We start from the raw sequence: 16108 nt of genomic DNA on the forward strand, positions 1-16108 counted from the left end.
GCCGCTCTCTACCCCGATGGTGCTTATGGACGTTTCCGATCTGCTCGACAGCCTGAATGACAAACAACGCGAAGCCGTCGCCGCGCCGCGCAGCAATCTGCTGGTGCTGGCGGGGGCTGGCAGTGGTAAAACCCGCGTGCTGGTTCACCGTATTGCCTGGCTGATGGCGGTTGAAAACTGTTCCCCATACTCCATCATGGCGGTGACCTTTACCAACAAAGCGGCCGCTGAGATGCGTCACCGCATTGAACAGCTTATTGGAACCAGCCAGGGGGGAATGTGGATTGGCACCTTCCACGGTCTGGCCCACCGCCTGCTGCGCGCCCACCATCTTGACGCTAACCTGCCACAGGATTTTCAGATCCTCGACAGTGAAGACCAGCTGCGGTTGCTAAAACGCCTGATCAAGGCCATGAATCTGGATGAGAAGCAGTGGCCCGCCCGTCAGGGGATGTGGTACATCAATGGCAAAAAAGATGAAGGGCTGCGTCCGAAAAATATTGAGAGCTACGGCAACCCGATTGAACAGACCTGGCTGCGCATCTATCAGGCCTATCAGGAAGCCTGCGATCGCGCCGGCCTGGTCGACTTTGCCGAGCTGCTGCTGCGTGCCCACGAGCTGTGGCTGAACAAACCGCATATCCTTAATCACTACCGCGAGCGTTTTACCAATATTCTGGTGGATGAGTTCCAGGATACCAACAATATCCAGTACGCGTGGATCCGCATGCTGGCCGGCGACAGCGGCAAGGTGATCATCGTCGGAGATGACGATCAGTCTATCTACGGCTGGCGCGGCGCGCAGGTTGAGAACATCCAGCGATTCCTGAACGATTTCCCGGGCGCGGAAACCATTCGCCTTGAACAGAACTACCGCTCAACCAATAACATTCTGAAAGCCGCCAATGCCCTGATCGCCAACAATAATGGTCGTCTGGGCAAAGAGCTGTGGACCGACGGCAGCGACGGCGAACCCATCTCTCTTTACTGTGCGTTTAATGAACTGGATGAAGCGCGCTTTGTCGTCAACCGCATTAAGGTCTGGATGGAAAACGGCGGGGCGCTGAACGACTGCGCGATCCTCTATCGCAGCAACGCCCAGTCGCGCGTGCTGGAAGAGGCGCTGCTGCAAACCAGCATGCCTTACCGTATCTATGGCGGCATGCGCTTCTTCGAGCGTCAGGAAATTAAAGATGCGCTGGCCTATCTGCGCCTGATTGCCAACCGCAATGACGATGCCGCCTTCGAGCGGGTGATCAACACGCCAACGCGTGGCATTGGCGATCGCACCCTTGACGTGGTTCGTCAGACCGCGCGCGATCGCCAGTTGACCATGTGGCAGAGCTCACGCGCTCTGCTGCATGAAAAAGCGCTGGCCGGCCGCGCGGCTTCGGCGCTGCAGCGTTTTATTGAGCTGGTGGACTCGCTGGCGCAGGAAACGACAGAGTTGCCTTTACATGTGCAAACTGACCGGGTAATCAAAGATTCCGGTCTGTGGCTGATGTACGAGCAGGAGAAAGGTGAAAAGGGCCAGGCCCGCGTCGAGAACCTTGAGGAACTGGTCAACGCCACCCGACAGTACAGCTACCAGGACGAGGATGAAGACCTGATGCCGCTTCAGGCCTTCCTGTCCCATGCTGCGCTTGAGGCAGGCGAAGGGCAGGCGGATAAATGGCAGGATGCGGTACAGCTGATGACGATGCATGCGGCCAAAGGGCTGGAGTTTATGCAGGTGTTTATCGTCGGGATGGAAGAGGGCATGTTCCCCAGTCAGATGTCGCTGGATGAAGGCGGAAGGCTGGAAGAAGAGCGCCGTCTGGCCTACGTTGGCGTCACCCGTGCGATGCAGAAGCTGACTCTGACCTATGCGGAAACACGTCGCCTGTATGGCAAGGAAGTCTATCATCGTCCTTCACGCTTTGTCGGTGAGCTGCCGGAAGAGTGCGTGGAGGAAGTCCGCCTGCGTGCCAGCGTCAGTCGCCCGGTAAGTCATCAGCGAATGGGCACCCCGGTGGCGAAAAATGACAGCGGTTTTACTCTTGGGCAGCGCGTGCGCCACGCCAAATTTGGTGAGGGGACGATTGTTAATCTGGAGGGCAGCGGTGAACACAGCCGCCTGCAGGTGGCTTTCCAGGGGCAGGGAATCAAATGGCTGGTCGCCGCGTACGCCAGGCTGGAAGCGCTGTGATGAGTGGTGGGCCCGCTTGACGCCTTTTTCGTCTCAGCGTAACATGCGCCCACCATTACCCTGAGAGGACATTCGCCTTGGACACACCCAGTAGATACTGGCTCACTGACCTGCACACCAGGTACAACTCCTAAGGCTATCCTCTTTTGCCGATAGCCTTCGTGGTTGTTGGCGACCGCATTTCCCGTCGCTCTGAGTCAGTACTGTTCACTGACTGAAACGCATGTTTCCCGTGTTCAAGCGCTCTGTCCCACTAGTCACTGCGAATTGGGAGTATTGCTATGCTGAGCGCATTTAAACTGGACCAGAGCCGTCTGACCCGTCTTGAGCTGGATGATGCCAGCGAAGAGCTGACCGGCTCCGTCTGGGTTGATCTGATCGAGCCGGAAGAAGCCGAGCGAGATCGCGTCCAGACCGAGCTGGGCCAGAGCCTGGCCACCCGTCCTGAACTGGAAGACATCGAGGCATCTGCCCGTTTCTTTGAAGATGAAGATGGCCTGCACATCCACTCCTTCTTTTTCTTTGAAGATGCTGAGGATCACGCCGGTAACTCAACGGTGGCGTTTACCATCCGCGAAGGGCGTTTATACACCCTGCGCGAGCGCGAGCTGCCTGCTTTCCGCCTCTACCGTATGCGCGCGCGCAACCAGGTACTGACGGACGGTAACGCCTACGAGCTACTGCTGGATCTGTTTGAAACTAAAATCGAACAGCTGGCCGATGAGATCGAAAATATCTACAGCGATCTGGAAAAGCTCAGCCGCGTGATTATGGAAGGACAGCAGGGCGATGAGTTTGACGCCGCGCTGTCTACGCTGGCAGAGCTGGAGGATATCGGCTGGAAGGTGCGTCTGTGCCTGATGGATACCCAGCGCGCCCTGAACTTCCTGGTGCGTAAAGCGCGCCTGCCGGGTAACCAGCTGGAACAGGCACGTGAAATCCTGCGGGATATCGAATCCCTGCTGCCGCACAACGAATCACTGTTTCAGAAGGTTAACTTCCTGATGCAGGCGGCAATGGGTTTTATCAATATCGAGCAGAACCGCATTATCAAAATCTTCTCGGTGGTATCGGTGGTCTTCCTGCCGCCAACGCTGGTGGCGTCCAGCTACGGGATGAACTTTGAGTTTATGCCTGAACTGCGCTGGAGCTTCGGTTATCCGGGCGCTATCACCCTGATGATCCTCGCCGGCCTGGCTCCTTACGCCTACTTCAAACGTAAAAACTGGCTCTGACAGCCCTCTACCCGGCCTCATGCCCGAGGCCGGGTGGGACTTAACCCTCTCAAAATGTTTCTCGATCTGGCACTACGCCCGTGCGGCGGGTAATCTGTCAGCTCTTATTTCAGCTGAGATCTCTTCACGTTATGGAACGGTTATCCCTGCGATGCCAGTGGGCGCTGCTGCTCGGTATATCGCTGCTGTTGGGGTCTGTCCTGCAGGTTTTTCATGTGCCGGCTGCGCTGCTGCTGGGTCCGATGATTGTCGGCGTGGTGATGGGGCTGAGTGGTGCGCAGATCCGCATCAGTAAACGGCTCTTCGTGCTGTGCCAGGCCGTACTGGGTTGCATGATAGCCCAGAGCCTCTCGCCCTCTATTCTTCACCCGCTGCTGGCCGACTGGCCTGTCGTACTGGCCGTACTGCTGCTGACGCTGGCGGCGAGCGGTTTGTCCGGCTATTTACTGGTTCGCTTCAGCGATCTGCCCGGCCCGACCGGTGCGTGGGGATCTTCCCCCGGGGGCGCATCTGCCATGGTGGCGATGGCCGGCGATTTCGGTGCGGATACCCGGCTGGTGGCCTTTATGCAGTATCTGCGGGTGCTGTTTGTTGCTGCTGCCGCTGCGATTGTGGCGCGTATCAGCCTGGGTGACAGCCCACAGTCCGCCGGGCTGGAGTGGTTTCCGCCGCTGAGCACGGGCTTTGTCGCCACGCTGGTGGTTATCGTGTTCGGGGCCGTACTCGGTCAGAAATTCCGTATTCCCTCCGGTGCGTTGCTGCTGCCCGCACTGATCGGGGCCACCCTGCATTCCAGCGGTACGATAACGCTACAGGTGCCGGAATGGCTGCTGGCGCTGGCCTATGCGCTGATTGGCTGGACGGTAGGCCTGCGCTTCACCCGGCCGGTCTTTTTGCTGGCGTTGCGTACCCTACCGCAAATGGTGGCGTCGATTATTGGACTGATGCTGCTGTGCGGCGCGATGGCGTGGATGCTGACCCGGGTTTTGCATGTTGACATGCTGACGGCGTATCTGGCGACCAGCCCGGGTGGGCTGGACACCGTCGCGATTATTGCTGCCGGTAGCCGGGTCGACCTGGCCTTTGTCATGGCCATGCAGACACTACGCCTGTTCTCGATCCTGCTTACCGGCCCGGCAATAGCCAGATTTCTTTCACGCTATGCGCGACGCTGAACGGCGCAGCGTCCAGAGTGCGTCTGCGATAAATAAGGCGAGCGCCGCCCAGATAAAGCCAAAGGTAACGGCTTTATCGGCCGTCATCTGTTCACCGTAGAACAGTACGGCCAGCAGGAACATCAGCGTCGGGCCAAGATACTGGAAGAATCCCACGGTGGAGAGACGCAGACGTGTGCAGGCGGCGGTAAACAGCATCAGCGGGATCGTCGTGATAATCCCGGCGGCGGCCAGCAGCACATTCAGGCTCGCTGCATTGTTGCCGAGGTGGCTGGTGGGGCTGTCGACAATGCCGAATAAATAGACGGCAGCGGGCACCAGCAGCCAGCTGGTTTCAACCAGCATCCCGGTTTGCGCATCGACAGCAATTTTCTTACGCAGCAGCCCATACAGTGAGAACGTTGTCGCCAGTCCGAGGGCGATAACCGGCACTGAACCAAACTTCCACAGCTGTACCAGCACGCCGCAGGCAGCCAGCGCAACGGCCAGCCACTGTAAGCGGCGAAAGCGCTCGCCGAGAAACAGCATGCCGACCAGCACGTTCAGCAGCGGGTTAATGAAATACCCCAGGCTTGCCTCCAGCATATGGTGATTATTCACCGCCCAGATATACAGCAGCCAGTTGCTGCAGATAACCACGGCGGAAACGGCCAGCAGCAGCACCTTTTTCGGCTGGGCGGTAATGGCCCGGATATTGCGCCAGCTGCGGCTGACGCTGATTAATATCAGCATAAAGAAGAAGGACCAGATGACCCGGTGAGTCATGATCTCCCCGGCTGGCACCTGCTGGATCAGTTTGAAATAGACCGGAGCCACGCCCCAGATAAAGTACGCCCCCAGGGCAAAAAGCACGCCCTGACGTGTTTGTTGTGGATTCATTTCTTAACCAATCATATAGGTAGCGGTAGCGCTGGCAATGTGTACACCGGCATCATTATGGAGTTCAACGCGGGCAACGGACACCTTATTGCCGCCGCGCAGCAGGCTGCTACTGGCGACAAAACGCTCGCCGCGCCCCGGACGCAGGTAGTCGACGCGCAGGTCGATTGTGCCCATGCGGGACAGGCGCTGGCGGAGCTCCTCTTCGGTAATGCTTTGCTGACGGGTTAGCGCGCTGCTGACGCAGACCAGACCCGCCGCCACGTCCAGCACCGAGGCTATGACCCCACCGTGCAGAATTTTCTGCGCATAGTTACCGACCAGCATGGTTTGATTCTTCAGGCTCAGCTGAGCGAAGTCCGGTTCAAGGCGATCCAGCTCCAGGCCGAGCGAGCGGTTGAAGGGCATATCGTAAACAAAAATTTCGCCAATCAGCCGACGTGCCGCCGCCTGATCCAAAGGTAACGCTGACATTATTGTGATCCTGTGAAGCCGGGAAAAAGTAAATCAAAGGTTAACGAGGTGAGTATCTTATGCTTCGTTGGCAGTGCTTTCCACTTTCAGAAAACAGCACTAAAGCGGGCAGCACTTTATGTGTAGAATGGCGTGCTTTTATCTTCATATCCGCCGCCTACCGGGAGTAAATTATGGCTCTGCTGAAAGGACTGCTGACGACAGCACTCCTGGTTCCGACAATTGTACTGGCACAGGAAGCGACGCTCAGGGAAGTTCATGACCGCCCTGCCGTTCCCGGTAGCATTATTGCTAACCTGCTGGAAAAACACGATAACCCTTTTGTTCTCTATCCTTACGAGAGCAACTATCTGCTTTATACCTACACCAGTAATATTAACCGGGAAGCGATTGAGTCCTACAACTGGGGTAATGAAGCCAAGCACGATGAGGTGAAGTTTCAGCTGAGCCTGGCCTTCCCGCTGTGGCGCGGTATTCTGGGTGATAATTCCGTGCTGGCCGCGTCCTACACTCAGCGCTCCTGGTGGCAGCTTTCTAACCGCGGGGCGGGGGCGTCATCACCGTTCCGTGAAACCAACTATGAGCCGCAGATTTTCCTCGGCTGGGCAACCGACTACAGCCTGGGCGGCTGGACGCTGAGGGATGTTGAGACCGGTCTGAACCATCAGTCAAACGGGCGTTCCGATCCGACCTCACGCAGCTGGAACCGGGTTTATGCCAGACTGATGGCGCAAAATGGCAACTGGCTGGTGGAAGTGAAGCCCTGGTACCGACTGCCGGAAAGCGAAAGCAACGACGATAACCCGGATATCACCAAGTACATGGGCTACTACCGTTTGACGCTGGGTTACCAGATGGGCGACAGCATTTTCAGTGTGAAAAGCAACTACAACTGGAACAGCGGCTATGGCGGTGCGGAGCTGGGCTGGAGCTATCCGATGACTGAACACGTGCGCTTTTATACCCAGGTATTTAGCGGCTACGGTGAATCACTGATCGATTATAACCATCGGCAGACTCGCGTTGGCGTAGGCGTTACCCTCAACGATCTGTTCTGATTCACTCTTCGCCGGGTAAACCCACCCGGCGATTGCCACCCGCTAAACGGTGGCTTAAACCTCATCAACCGACCGGCGGCATCCAACGATGTTCCGTATTGCAGCGCGTTTCGCAGAGGCCGTAGCCGTTCAACATTCGTGCAGCAAAACGGCGCGAACCGCTTAGCAAATCAGCAAAATGCTCGTGATAATCCAGATCTTGCTCCGGACATGGGGTATTATCCCTCGCTGTAGTTGAGTCATGCTCAACCGTCGGTTCCGGCATCACCATCGGGCAGGCAGTGCCCGGTAGCGCTTCACACCACTTCAGATTGGGGACAATGTGTCTACGGCAGCAGTAATCAATAATGAGACGCTGGCAGAGCAGGTACTTCGCGATACCTTCGGCTATCAGCAGTTTCGTCCGGGACAGCAGACGATTATTCAGGCATCGCTCGACGGACGTGACTGTCTGGTTGTCATGCCGACTGGCGGCGGTAAATCGCTTTGTTATCAAATTCCTGCGCTGGTACGCGACGGGTTAACGCTGGTTGTTTCACCGCTGATTTCACTGATGAAAGATCAGGTCGATCAACTGTTGGCAAACGGCGTATCTGCGGCCTGCCTGAATTCCACGCAGAGCCGCGAGCAGCAGCAGGAAGTGATAGCGGGCTGTCGTACCGGTAAAGTACGCATGCTGTATATCGCCCCTGAGCGGCTGATGATGGATAATTTCCTCGATCAGCTGACGCACTGGAATCCGGCGATGCTGGCGGTGGACGAAGCACACTGTATTTCACAATGGGGGCATGATTTCCGTCCCGAATACGGTGCGCTCGGGCAGCTCAGACAGCGGCTCCCGAATGTGCCGGTCATGGCCCTGACCGCCACCGCGGATGAAACCACGCGTAACGATATCGTTCGGCTGCTGCAGCTCAACGATCCGCTGATCCAGATCAGCAGCTTTGACCGCCCGAATATTCGCTACACGCTGGTGGAAAAATTTAAACCTACCGAGCAGCTGCTGCGCTACGTGCAGGACCAGCGCGGAACGTGCGGCATTATTTACTGCAACAGCCGCGCGAAGGTGGAAGATACCGCTGCCCGTTTGCAAAGCCGTGGACTCAGCGTGGGGGCTTATCATGCCGGGATGGACAATGCCCACCGCGCGCATGTGCAGGAAGCTTTCCAGCGTGATGATTTGCAGATCGTGGTGGCCACCGTGGCGTTCGGCATGGGGATCAACAAGCCCAACGTGCGTTTCGTGGTGCATTTCGATATCCCTCGCAATATTGAATCCTACTATCAGGAAACCGGTCGTGCCGGTCGTGACGGCCTGCCGGCGGAAGCGCTGCTGCTTTACGACCCGGCGGATATGGCCTGGTTGCGGCGCTGCCTGGAAGAAAAAGCGCCGGGGCAGCTACAGGATATTGAGCGCCACAAGCTCAACGCCATGGGCGCATTTGCCGAAGCGCAAACCTGCCGTCGTCTGGTACTGCTGAACTACTTTGGAGAAGGGCGGCAGCAGGCCTGCGGAAACTGTGATATTTGCCTCGATCCGCCGCGCCGCTATGATGGCCTGGTAGAGGCGCAGAAGGCGCTTTCCTGTATTTACCGCGTCGGTCAGCGTTTCGGCATGGGATATATTGTCGAGATCCTGCGCGGGGCGAATAATCAGCGCATTCGCGATATGCAGCATGACAAGCTGCCGGTATACGGCATTGGTCGCGAACAGACCAACGAACACTGGACCAGCGTACTGCGTCAGCTGATCCACCTTGGGCTGGTTACTCAGAACATCGCGATGTATTCGGCGCTCCAGCTGACGGAAGCGGCTCGGCCGATTCTGCGCGGTGAATCGCCGCTGATGCTGGCAGTTCCGCGCCTGGTGACGGCGAAACCGCGCAGCAGCAGCCAGAAATCATGGGGCGGAAATTACGATCGTAAGCTGTTTGGCAAACTGCGGAAGCTGCGCAAAGCGATTGCCGATGAGGACAACATTCCCCCTTACGTGGTGTTCAGCGATGCGTCGCTGATTGAAATGTCCGAGCAGATGCCATTGACGGCCTCAGAGATGCTGAGCATCAACGGTGTTGGTCATAAGAAGCTGGAACGCTTTGGCAGGCCTTTCCTGTTGATGATTAAGGATCACGTCGACGGCGTGGATGACGATTAATCATCGCGTTAAACGGGCCGGGAAACCGGCCCTTGCTCGTTCAATCAGGCGATACGCCGCGCCGATGCCAGCAGTGCACCCACAGCCATAAACAGCCCACCAAAAATTCGGTTCAGCAGCTTCATCTGCTGCGGGCCTTTAATCCAGACGGCAATACGTGTGGCCAGCGTGGCGTAACCAATCATCACAATGATATCGACCACCACCGTCGTGACACCCAGTACCAGGTACTGCATCGCCTGAGGCTGATGCGGGATGATGAACTGCGGGAACAGCGCCGCAAGAAATACGATGCTTTTTGGGTTAGTCAGGTTAACCAGAACGGCGCGCTGGAACAGTTTACGCCGCGGCATTGCCTTCGCGACGGCATTCAGATCGATTGCCCCAGCCGAGCGCCACTGCTGGATGCCCAGCCAGACCAGGTAGGCAGCACCCGCCCACTTGAGGACTTCAAATGCCAGTAGCGACTGTGAAAACAGTGCGCCCAGCCCAATACCGACCAGAATAATATGCAGTGACAGCCCGACCTGAAGCCCGGTGATGGACGCTGCGGCCCCGCGGTAGCCGTGGCTGATACCGGTGCTCATGGTGTTGATTGCACCCGAGCCCGGCGAAAGGCTCAAAATGCAGGTTGTCAAAAGGTAAGTCAGCCACCATTCGATGGTCATGGGTAAAGCTCCCGAAAAACGCTCAATTGTGACACAATACGTGATTGTTGAACGTTGTGCTATGGGTAACAATGGCCTCGCCGAATGGTAAAACACCTTCATGGAAAAAGTCTGATGGAGCATCGTAAAGCAAGCTGGTTGACGCGTGAGCAATCCTTTGCGGCCTTTGCTACCGGTCCGCTGATGAGGTTCTGGCAGCAGCGTGAAGAGGATGAATTCGCCGGTGTCGGCAACGTGCCCATTCGCTATGCCCGCTTCATCTCCCCGCAACATGACAAAGTTATTTTGCTCTGTCCCGGCCGCATTGAAAGCTATGTGAAATATCCGGAGCTGGCCTACGATTTGTTTCACTGCGGCTACGATGTGATCGTTGTCGATCATCGCGGGCAGGGACGATCGGGCCGCCTGTTACAGGATTCGCATCGTGGGCACGTGGCGGCCTTTGAGGATTACGTCGACGATCTGGAAACGCTGTATTTAAAAGAGATCGCTGCACGTCATTATCGCCACCGTTACGCCCTGGCTCACTCTATGGGCGGTGCCATTCTCACGCTGATGCTGGCGCGCCAGCCTGAGGCATTTGATGCGGCAGCATTAACCGCACCGATGTTCGGTATTACGCTGCCGATGCCGCAGTGGATGGCCCACCGTATCCTGGACTGGACGGAAAAGCGCCCGACGGTAAGTGAAGGCTATGCTATCGGCACCGGGAAATGGCGTCCGCGTCCGTTTGCTCTCAACCATCTGACCCATAGCCGCGAGCGATATCGTCGTAATCTGCGCTTTTATGCTGACGATCCCGGGCTTCGCGTGGGTGGGCCAACCTACCATTGGGTGAGAGAGGGGGTGTTGGCGGGTCGGATGATCCTGCAGCAGGCGCCTCGTATCTCCACGCCGCTGCTGCTGCTTCAGGCGGCAGAAGACAAGGTGGTGGATAACCAGGCGCAGGACAATTTTTGCCGGGCAATGGTCGCAGCCGGGCAACCCTGTGAAGGGAGAGCGCCTCAGGTTATTGCAGGCGCCCGCCACGAAATTTTGTTTGAGAAAGACAGTATGCGGGCTGAGGCGCTGGAGACGATTATGGCATTTTTCTCGCGCTATTCCTGATGGCCCGCTGCGCGAGGTTTACATTACCTGATGGGCTCTGCCCGCCAAATGATATTAACCAGAGGTTTTATGTATCGTATTGTTGCTTCAGATCTGGATGGCACGCTGTTATCTCCCGATCATACGCTTTCCCCTTATGCCCGCGAAACACTGCAGTTACTGGTTCGTAAGGGGATCCATTTTATCTTTGCCACCGGCCGCCACTACATTGACGTCGCGCAGATGCGTGACAGCCTTGGCATTGATGCCTTTATGATTACCTCTAATGGCGCACGTGTGCATAACACCGCGGGTGAACTGGTTTTCAGCCATAACCTTGATGAAGACATCGCCAGAGAACTGTTTGCTTTGCAGCACAGTAACCCCGACATCTATACCAACATTTATCGTGATGAAGAGTGGTTTTTGAACCGCCATCGTCCCGATGAGATGGATTTTTTCCGCGAGTCAGATTTCAACTATCAGATTTACCAGCCCGGCGAACTGCCGACGGACGGCATCAGCAAAGTGTTCTTCACCTGTAGCGATCCTGACCTCCTGGTTCCTCTGGAGCTGGCGCTGATTGCGCGGTGGGGAGACAGGGTTAACGTCAGCTTCTCGCTGCCGACCTGCCTGGAGGTAATGGCCGGGGGGGTCTCTAAAGGCCATGCGCTGGATGCCGTATCACAGTCCCTCGGGTCATCTTTAAAGGAGTGCATCGCATTCGGTGACGGGATGAATGATAAGGAAATGCTGAGTATGGCCGGAAAAGGCTGCATCATGGATAACGCTCATCAGCGTCTGAAAGATTTGCTGCCGGAGCTGGAAGTCATTGGATCTAATGCCGATCAGGCCGTACCGAAAACATTGCGTATGCTGTTTGGTGTGTAATTTTTCAGTGTAGTAAAACGTACTCGACCGACTGTAAATTGATATCCTCAACAGGAGATAGTTTCTATTTCCTGTTTTTTTTCGTCGATTTTTTATGCTAATGATTGATCGACGAAGCAGGATACCTTTAGCAAGATTTACCGAAGAGATTATTCAATTTATACAATGATTAATTAATCACTCAGCCTGGTCTACGCATTAAAATGATGCTGTGGGGTGAAATTGTATCATTATGTTTTGAATGAAAGGTTTTGTTTTATTTAACCTTCGAGTAGATATAAAAATTGAAAACCAATTAATAAAGTAATGACAATGTGGTTTTTCGATGGGAGATAATTCTGTTTTAGGGTGATTTTTGGTTTATGGTTTTAAAGTTATTACTTAGTAGAGGAGTGAGTGGTGTTTTAATGTGAATTTTTTAAGCTGTGTCTTTTAATCTTTTCAACCACTACCCCTTACTGTAATAATTACCGTACTAAAACCACCATGGGTAATCTAATGACAGAAAAGCTATGGTGAGTTCATCACGATTGTCATTCGAAGTTTCATGGTGACTGTATGAGTACATTTTATTAATAAGCCAACAACTTTATTTGATCAAGTCAAATTTGAATGTCTGCAGTGGGTAGGTGTTTATTTTCTAAGTGATGGCCGTTAGTCGCGCGATCTGAATTCAAAAAAAACTTGTTAAAGCACAGGCCGTATCTGTGAATTGTCATAATTAAGTCGTTTGGGAATCCTTGTTTAGCAAGGAGTGCACGGGTTTGGAAAACAAGCTGGTTGTAATTTTTTTCTTTTGATGTCGTGCTATTTCTTCCCCAGATGTTCTGGATGATTTTTTCTTTTTCAATAATTTCATTCATCAGGCAAAGAATGAGTATTCTTTGGTTTTTGCTAACCTTTGCCATGATGTTGCTGCCCTTTATAGACAGATACTTTTCTTTTAAAAGGAGTTTTTCATTTTCATATTTTACTGATTTAGGTTCTATCGTATTCATTTTTATACACTCTCCGTTATTTCAAATATTTGAATGTGGTGCACAGGTTATGTTTGGGGAAATAAAATCAAGACAGCCGTGCTTTTAGCGATAATTGTATTGTTTGAAATAACTTAATGGCAATATATATTGTATTAACGTCCGGTTATAGATTTTTATTCTGTTATGTGTTTGTTTGTTAGTTTTAAATCTCGACTATAAGGAGACTGGCGTATTGAACATCCAGAAGAAAGGTAGGGTGCTTTTCCATTGGGATATCTTAGTCAGCTTATTATTCATTAACTAAATCTGGCGGTGAACGTCTGCGCCAAAAATTCACCAGGGTGGTAGGTAGTTAAAAAGTCAGGTAGCTTCGTGAATTACTTAATAAATGGTATTTTAAAATATAACACCTGTGATGGGACGTTATATTTAACCGACGGCAGTATTGATATGCTTTCACTAAGCAGGATTTCTAATGAGTTATTGTGCCTGCTGGTGGAAAATAATGGGCGTCCATTAAGTAGAGACGATGTTTTGAATGAGTTATGGGGGCGGAGAGGATTGTCCTCATCCAGTAATAATCTTAATAATTATGTTTCAATGCTTCGGAAAACGCTGGCGAGCCTGGGGGTCGTCGATATAATCACAACGATTCCACGATATGGTTTTATATTCAGTGCGGAAGTGAGTGAGGTTGCTGATGGAGGTGAAAGCGACGCGGTTAGTGAAGTCGTTAGCGGTTACAGTTTAAAAAAACCGAAAAAATACAATCAGCTACATGGCTCTGCCACGTCGAAAATGTTTTTCTTTATCAATTACAAATTAAATTTAACCTCAATAATTACTTTGATGTGTTTTGTTTTTTTTGTTTTCTTTATTTGGAGGCAGAGCGAAAGGTGGCATCATTACAGTTTTGAGGTAAGTCAGTGTAGGATTCATTTGTTGGCGCGCGCGGGGGGTGAAAAAAATTCGGGAGAAATGCATGGGTCGATCAGAAATTACGTGACTCAATATAAATTTAATTGTGGTCGTAAAGCAGATGTTTTTTATTGGCCCGAGCAGGAGGGGGGGCCAGATGTGACGGGGAGCAGTGAGGTTTTAGCGTATTGCGGAGAGAGCACTGGCGCAGTATGTATTAATTACGGCCTGTTCAAACGTGAGAAATGAACTAATGTCTTTTATCAGACAGCGTTACCCGGTCTGGACGGTAGTGATTTTTCTCTCGCTGTGTATTCTGTGGTTCGATCATACCGATCAACGGCGAGGCTTCACCTGCCGCGCGCAGCTTGGCATCAACCCACCTTTCAGCCAGTGTGGAACCCGAAATCTTCTCGACTTCTTTATGGCGATGAACGGCAACGGTGAGGGATACCTGTTACTGTCTGGAAGGCTGGGATGCGGGGAAGAGGCGGAGGTCGTTAATGACATCCTTGATTTTCAATACGAGAAAAAAGGGGGGAATTATGCGCTACACCTTCGAAAACAAAACGCCGTGATTAACAGGTTGCTTCCGCAGTTCAGGGAGAAAGACTTAATCATTGAGATTAAACAACTGGATCAGCGCAGATATCTTCTTTCTTCTAATAATCGTGCGTTGCTGGTGTGTCAGCCGCAATGAAGGGAGATGAAGTAGCGGGAGTTATAATGTGTACTCCCGCTACTCACTATCTGATTATTGAGCCTTAAGCTGCTGCTTATGCTTCTTCTCACTCATCATGGTCATGGCAAGAAGGATTACCGCCAGAACGCATCCGCCGATCATCACCATAAAGCCACCGTCCCAACCAAAGTAGTCAACGGTGTATCCCACGATAGCGCTGGCAGCAACAGAGCCACCCAGATAGCCAAACAGCCCGGTAAAGCCTGCGGCAGTACCCGCCGCTTTTTTCGGTGCCAGTTCAAGGGCATGCAGACCGATCAGCATCACAGGACCGTAAATCAGGAAGCCAATGACCATCATGCAGGCCATATCCACGCCGGGATTCCCTGCGGGGTTCATCCAGTAAACAATCGTCGCGATGGTCACAAGCGTCATAAAGAAGACGCCGGTAGCGCCACGGTTACCTTTGAACACTTTATCTGACATCCAGCCGCACAGCAGGGTGCCTGGAATACCCGCATACTCATAGAAGAAATACGCCCACGAGGATTTATCCAGCGTAAAGTGTTTCACTTCTTTCAGATAGGTAGGTGACCAGTCAAGAACCCCGTAACGCAGCAAATAGACAAACACGTTTGCCAGAGCGATGTACCACAGCAGTTTGTTCGGCAGAATGTACTGCATGAAAATCTGTTTTGCGGTCAGCTCTTCTTCATGCTTTTCATCATAGTCCGGTGGATAGTCATTTTTGTATTCTTCAATCGGAGGCAGACCACAGGACTGCGGTGTATCGCGCATCAGAGCAAACGCAATAATCGCAATCAGGATCGCGCCGAAGGCCGGCATATAAAGTGCGGCTTTCCAGTCATTAAACCAGGCCATGCCCAACAGGAACAGCAGCGGAGGAATACCACCACCCACATTATGTGCGCAGTTCCAGACGGAAACGATGCCACCTCGTTCTTTCTGCGACCACCAGTGCACCATTGTACGGCCACACGGAGGCCATCCCATACCCTGGAACCAGCCGCACAGGAACAGCAGAACGAACATCACCATGATGCTTGACGTTGCCCAGGGGACAAATCCCATAAACAACATCACCAAGGCGGCAAGAATCAGCCCGGCAGGCAGAAATACGCGTGGATTTGAGCGGTCGGAAATCGAACCCATAATAAATTTCGAAAAACCGTAGGCGATGGAGATACCTGACAGGGCAAATCCTAAATCACCACGCGAAAAACCCTGCTCGACAAGGTAGGGCATCGCCAGCGCGAAGTTTTTACGCACCAGATAGTAGGCGGCGTAACCGAAGAAAATCCCCAGAAAGATCTGCCAGCGGAGCTTACGGTACAGCGGGTCAACGCGGCTGGCATCAACGCGTGGCTGATGTGCTGCGGGTTTGAAAATACTTAACATCATGGCCCCCATGGCTCAAGTAACGATGTTCACGCCTGGCTATGTTGAAAAGTCAGCAATCTTTCATTAGAAAAATGTTCCTTTTCGAAAGCATTATGGCGATATTCGAAAAAATCTTGGTAACTAGGGGCGCGAATGTTACATTTTTATGACGAAATGGCTATATCTGCATCATTAAATGCAGTGATATTTTCGGATGTGAACTTTATTTTGTGACCAGCGTCACGCTGGTGAGGCCGTATCCGTTAGAATTCACGAATGCTGGACGTGTATACGCTGAATGAAAACGTATTTCTCAGC

15 protein-coding genes are annotated in these 16108 nt (G+C 53.1%); 10 read left to right on the forward strand and 5 right to left on the reverse strand.

What is annotated here, in order from left to right; all coding sequences use genetic code 11:
* Positions 1 to 25: 25 nt before the first annotated feature.
* The 4 genes from uvrD to PGH32_RS23920 all read left to right on the forward strand — a co-directional run bounded on the left by uvrD (position 26) and on the right by PGH32_RS23920 (position 4598).
* On the forward strand, positions 26 to 2188 hold the full coding sequence (gene uvrD, locus PGH32_RS23910) for a DNA helicase II (RefSeq protein WP_337895384.1): 2163 nt from the start codon (positions 26 to 28) through the stop codon (positions 2186 to 2188).
* Positions 2189 to 2265: 77 nt separating this feature from the next.
* Entirely contained in the window at positions 2266 to 2322 is a 57-nt protein-coding gene (ysgD, locus tag PGH32_RS24760) for a YsgD/CorL family protein (RefSeq protein ID WP_370348498.1), read from the forward strand.
* 147 nt (positions 2323 to 2469) lie between these two features.
* Entirely contained in the window at positions 2470 to 3423 is a 954-nt protein-coding gene (gene corA, locus PGH32_RS23915; protein ID WP_314426697.1) for a magnesium/cobalt transporter CorA, read from the forward strand.
* Positions 3424 to 3554: 131 nt separating this feature from the next.
* Positions 3555 to 4598, forward strand: coding sequence for an AbrB family transcriptional regulator (locus tag PGH32_RS23920; protein ID WP_314426694.1), 1044 nt, complete (start codon positions 3555 to 3557; stop codon positions 4596 to 4598).
* Here PGH32_RS23920 and rarD read toward each other — a convergent pair.
* Together rarD and PGH32_RS23930 are read right to left on the reverse strand one after the other, a co-directional pair.
* Entirely contained in the window at positions 4578 to 5477 is a 900-nt protein-coding gene (gene rarD / locus PGH32_RS23925; protein WP_314426691.1) for an EamA family transporter RarD, read from the reverse strand. The genes PGH32_RS23920 and rarD overlap by 21 nt on opposite strands.
* A gap of 3 nt (positions 5478 to 5480) precedes the next feature.
* The gene (locus tag PGH32_RS23930; RefSeq protein ID WP_314426688.1) at positions 5481 to 5951 is read right to left on the reverse strand and encodes a thioesterase family protein; all 471 of its coding nucleotides are present in this window, start codon (positions 5949 to 5951) and stop codon (positions 5481 to 5483) included.
* A gap of 173 nt (positions 5952 to 6124) precedes the next feature.
* Between PGH32_RS23930 and pldA the strand changes: the two genes are divergently transcribed.
* Both pldA and recQ read left to right on the forward strand, forming a co-directional pair.
* Complete coding sequence (gene pldA, locus PGH32_RS23935) at positions 6125 to 7009, forward strand: phospholipase A (protein WP_337895368.1); 885 nt, start codon at positions 6125 to 6127, stop codon at positions 7007 to 7009.
* Between the two features lie 322 nt (positions 7010 to 7331).
* Positions 7332 to 9164, forward strand: a complete 1833-nt coding sequence (gene recQ / locus PGH32_RS23940) for an ATP-dependent DNA helicase RecQ (protein ID WP_337895369.1) — start codon at positions 7332 to 7334, stop codon at positions 9162 to 9164.
* Between the two features lie 44 nt (positions 9165 to 9208).
* Here the strand turns inward: recQ and rhtB are convergent, their stop codons facing one another.
* Positions 9209 to 9832, reverse strand: a complete 624-nt coding sequence (rhtB, locus tag PGH32_RS23945; protein WP_314426678.1) for a homoserine/homoserine lactone efflux protein — start codon at positions 9830 to 9832, stop codon at positions 9209 to 9211.
* 114 nt (positions 9833 to 9946) lie between these two features.
* Between rhtB and pldB the strand changes: the two genes are divergently transcribed.
* Together pldB and yigL are read left to right on the forward strand one after the other, a co-directional pair.
* Positions 9947 to 10939, forward strand: a complete 993-nt coding sequence (gene pldB / locus PGH32_RS23950) for a lysophospholipase L2 (RefSeq protein ID WP_337895370.1) — start codon at positions 9947 to 9949, stop codon at positions 10937 to 10939.
* Positions 10940 to 11008: 69 nt separating this feature from the next.
* Complete coding sequence (gene yigL, locus PGH32_RS23955; protein WP_314426673.1) at positions 11009 to 11809, forward strand: sugar/pyridoxal phosphate phosphatase YigL; 801 nt, start codon at positions 11009 to 11011, stop codon at positions 11807 to 11809.
* 602 nt (positions 11810 to 12411) lie between these two features.
* On the opposite strand, the gene PGH32_RS23960 is transcribed toward yigL, so the two are convergent.
* A complete protein-coding gene (locus tag PGH32_RS23960) occupies positions 12412 to 12807 on the reverse strand; it encodes a winged helix-turn-helix domain-containing protein (RefSeq protein ID WP_314426670.1) in 396 nt (131 codons plus the stop codon).
* Between the two features lie 354 nt (positions 12808 to 13161).
* Here PGH32_RS23960 and PGH32_RS23965 point away from each other — a divergent pair, with 354 nt between their 5' ends.
* Entirely contained in the window at positions 13162 to 13956 is a 795-nt protein-coding gene (locus tag PGH32_RS23965; protein ID WP_337895371.1) for a winged helix-turn-helix domain-containing protein, read from the forward strand.
* 4 nt (positions 13957 to 13960) lie between these two features.
* Positions 13961 to 14407 carry a hypothetical protein gene (locus PGH32_RS23970; protein WP_314426666.1) on the forward strand — a complete coding sequence of 149 codons (447 nt, stop codon included), beginning with the start codon at positions 13961 to 13963 and terminating at the stop codon, positions 14405 to 14407.
* 54 nt (positions 14408 to 14461) lie between these two features.
* Here the strand turns inward: PGH32_RS23970 and glpT are convergent, their stop codons facing one another.
* On the reverse strand, positions 14462 to 15808 hold the full coding sequence (glpT, locus tag PGH32_RS23975; protein ID WP_314426663.1) for a glycerol-3-phosphate transporter: 1347 nt from the start codon (positions 15806 to 15808) through the stop codon (positions 14462 to 14464).
* Between the last annotated feature and the right edge of the window lie 300 nt (positions 15809 to 16108).

The sequence above is a fragment of the Erwinia sp. SLM-02 genome (genome assembly GCF_037450285.1).
Classification (GTDB): domain Bacteria; phylum Pseudomonadota; class Gammaproteobacteria; order Enterobacterales; family Enterobacteriaceae; genus Erwinia.

What these genes read in the sequence shown, in the direction of transcription:
- rhtB (WP_314426678.1), bottom strand. Translation starts at nt 9,832, where the DNA reads ATGACCATCGAATGGTGGCTGACTTACCTTTTGACAACCTGCATTTTG.
- corA (WP_314426697.1), top strand. Translation starts at nt 2,470, where the DNA reads ATGCTGAGCGCATTTAAACTGGACCAGAGCCGTCTGACCCGTCTTGAG.
- rarD (WP_314426691.1), bottom strand. Translation starts at nt 5,477, where the DNA reads ATGAATCCACAACAAACACGTCAGGGCGTGCTTTTTGCCCTGGGGGCG.
- pldA (WP_337895368.1), top strand. Translation starts at nt 6,125, where the DNA reads ATGGCTCTGCTGAAAGGACTGCTGACGACAGCACTCCTGGTTCCGACA.
- PGH32_RS23960 (WP_314426670.1), bottom strand. Translation starts at nt 12,807, where the DNA reads ATGAATACGATAGAACCTAAATCAGTAAAATATGAAAATGAAAAACTC.
- PGH32_RS23930 (WP_314426688.1), bottom strand. Translation starts at nt 5,951, where the DNA reads ATGTCAGCGTTACCTTTGGATCAGGCGGCGGCACGTCGGCTGATTGGC.
- pldB (WP_337895370.1), top strand. Translation starts at nt 9,947, where the DNA reads ATGGAGCATCGTAAAGCAAGCTGGTTGACGCGTGAGCAATCCTTTGCG.
- glpT (WP_314426663.1), bottom strand. Translation starts at nt 15,808, where the DNA reads ATGTTAAGTATTTTCAAACCCGCAGCACATCAGCCACGCGTTGATGCC.
- uvrD (WP_337895384.1), top strand. Translation starts at nt 26, where the DNA reads ATGGACGTTTCCGATCTGCTCGACAGCCTGAATGACAAACAACGCGAA.
- PGH32_RS23920 (WP_314426694.1), top strand. Translation starts at nt 3,555, where the DNA reads ATGGAACGGTTATCCCTGCGATGCCAGTGGGCGCTGCTGCTCGGTATA.
- PGH32_RS23970 (WP_314426666.1), top strand. Translation starts at nt 13,961, where the DNA reads ATGTCTTTTATCAGACAGCGTTACCCGGTCTGGACGGTAGTGATTTTT.
- yigL (WP_314426673.1), top strand. Translation starts at nt 11,009, where the DNA reads ATGTATCGTATTGTTGCTTCAGATCTGGATGGCACGCTGTTATCTCCC.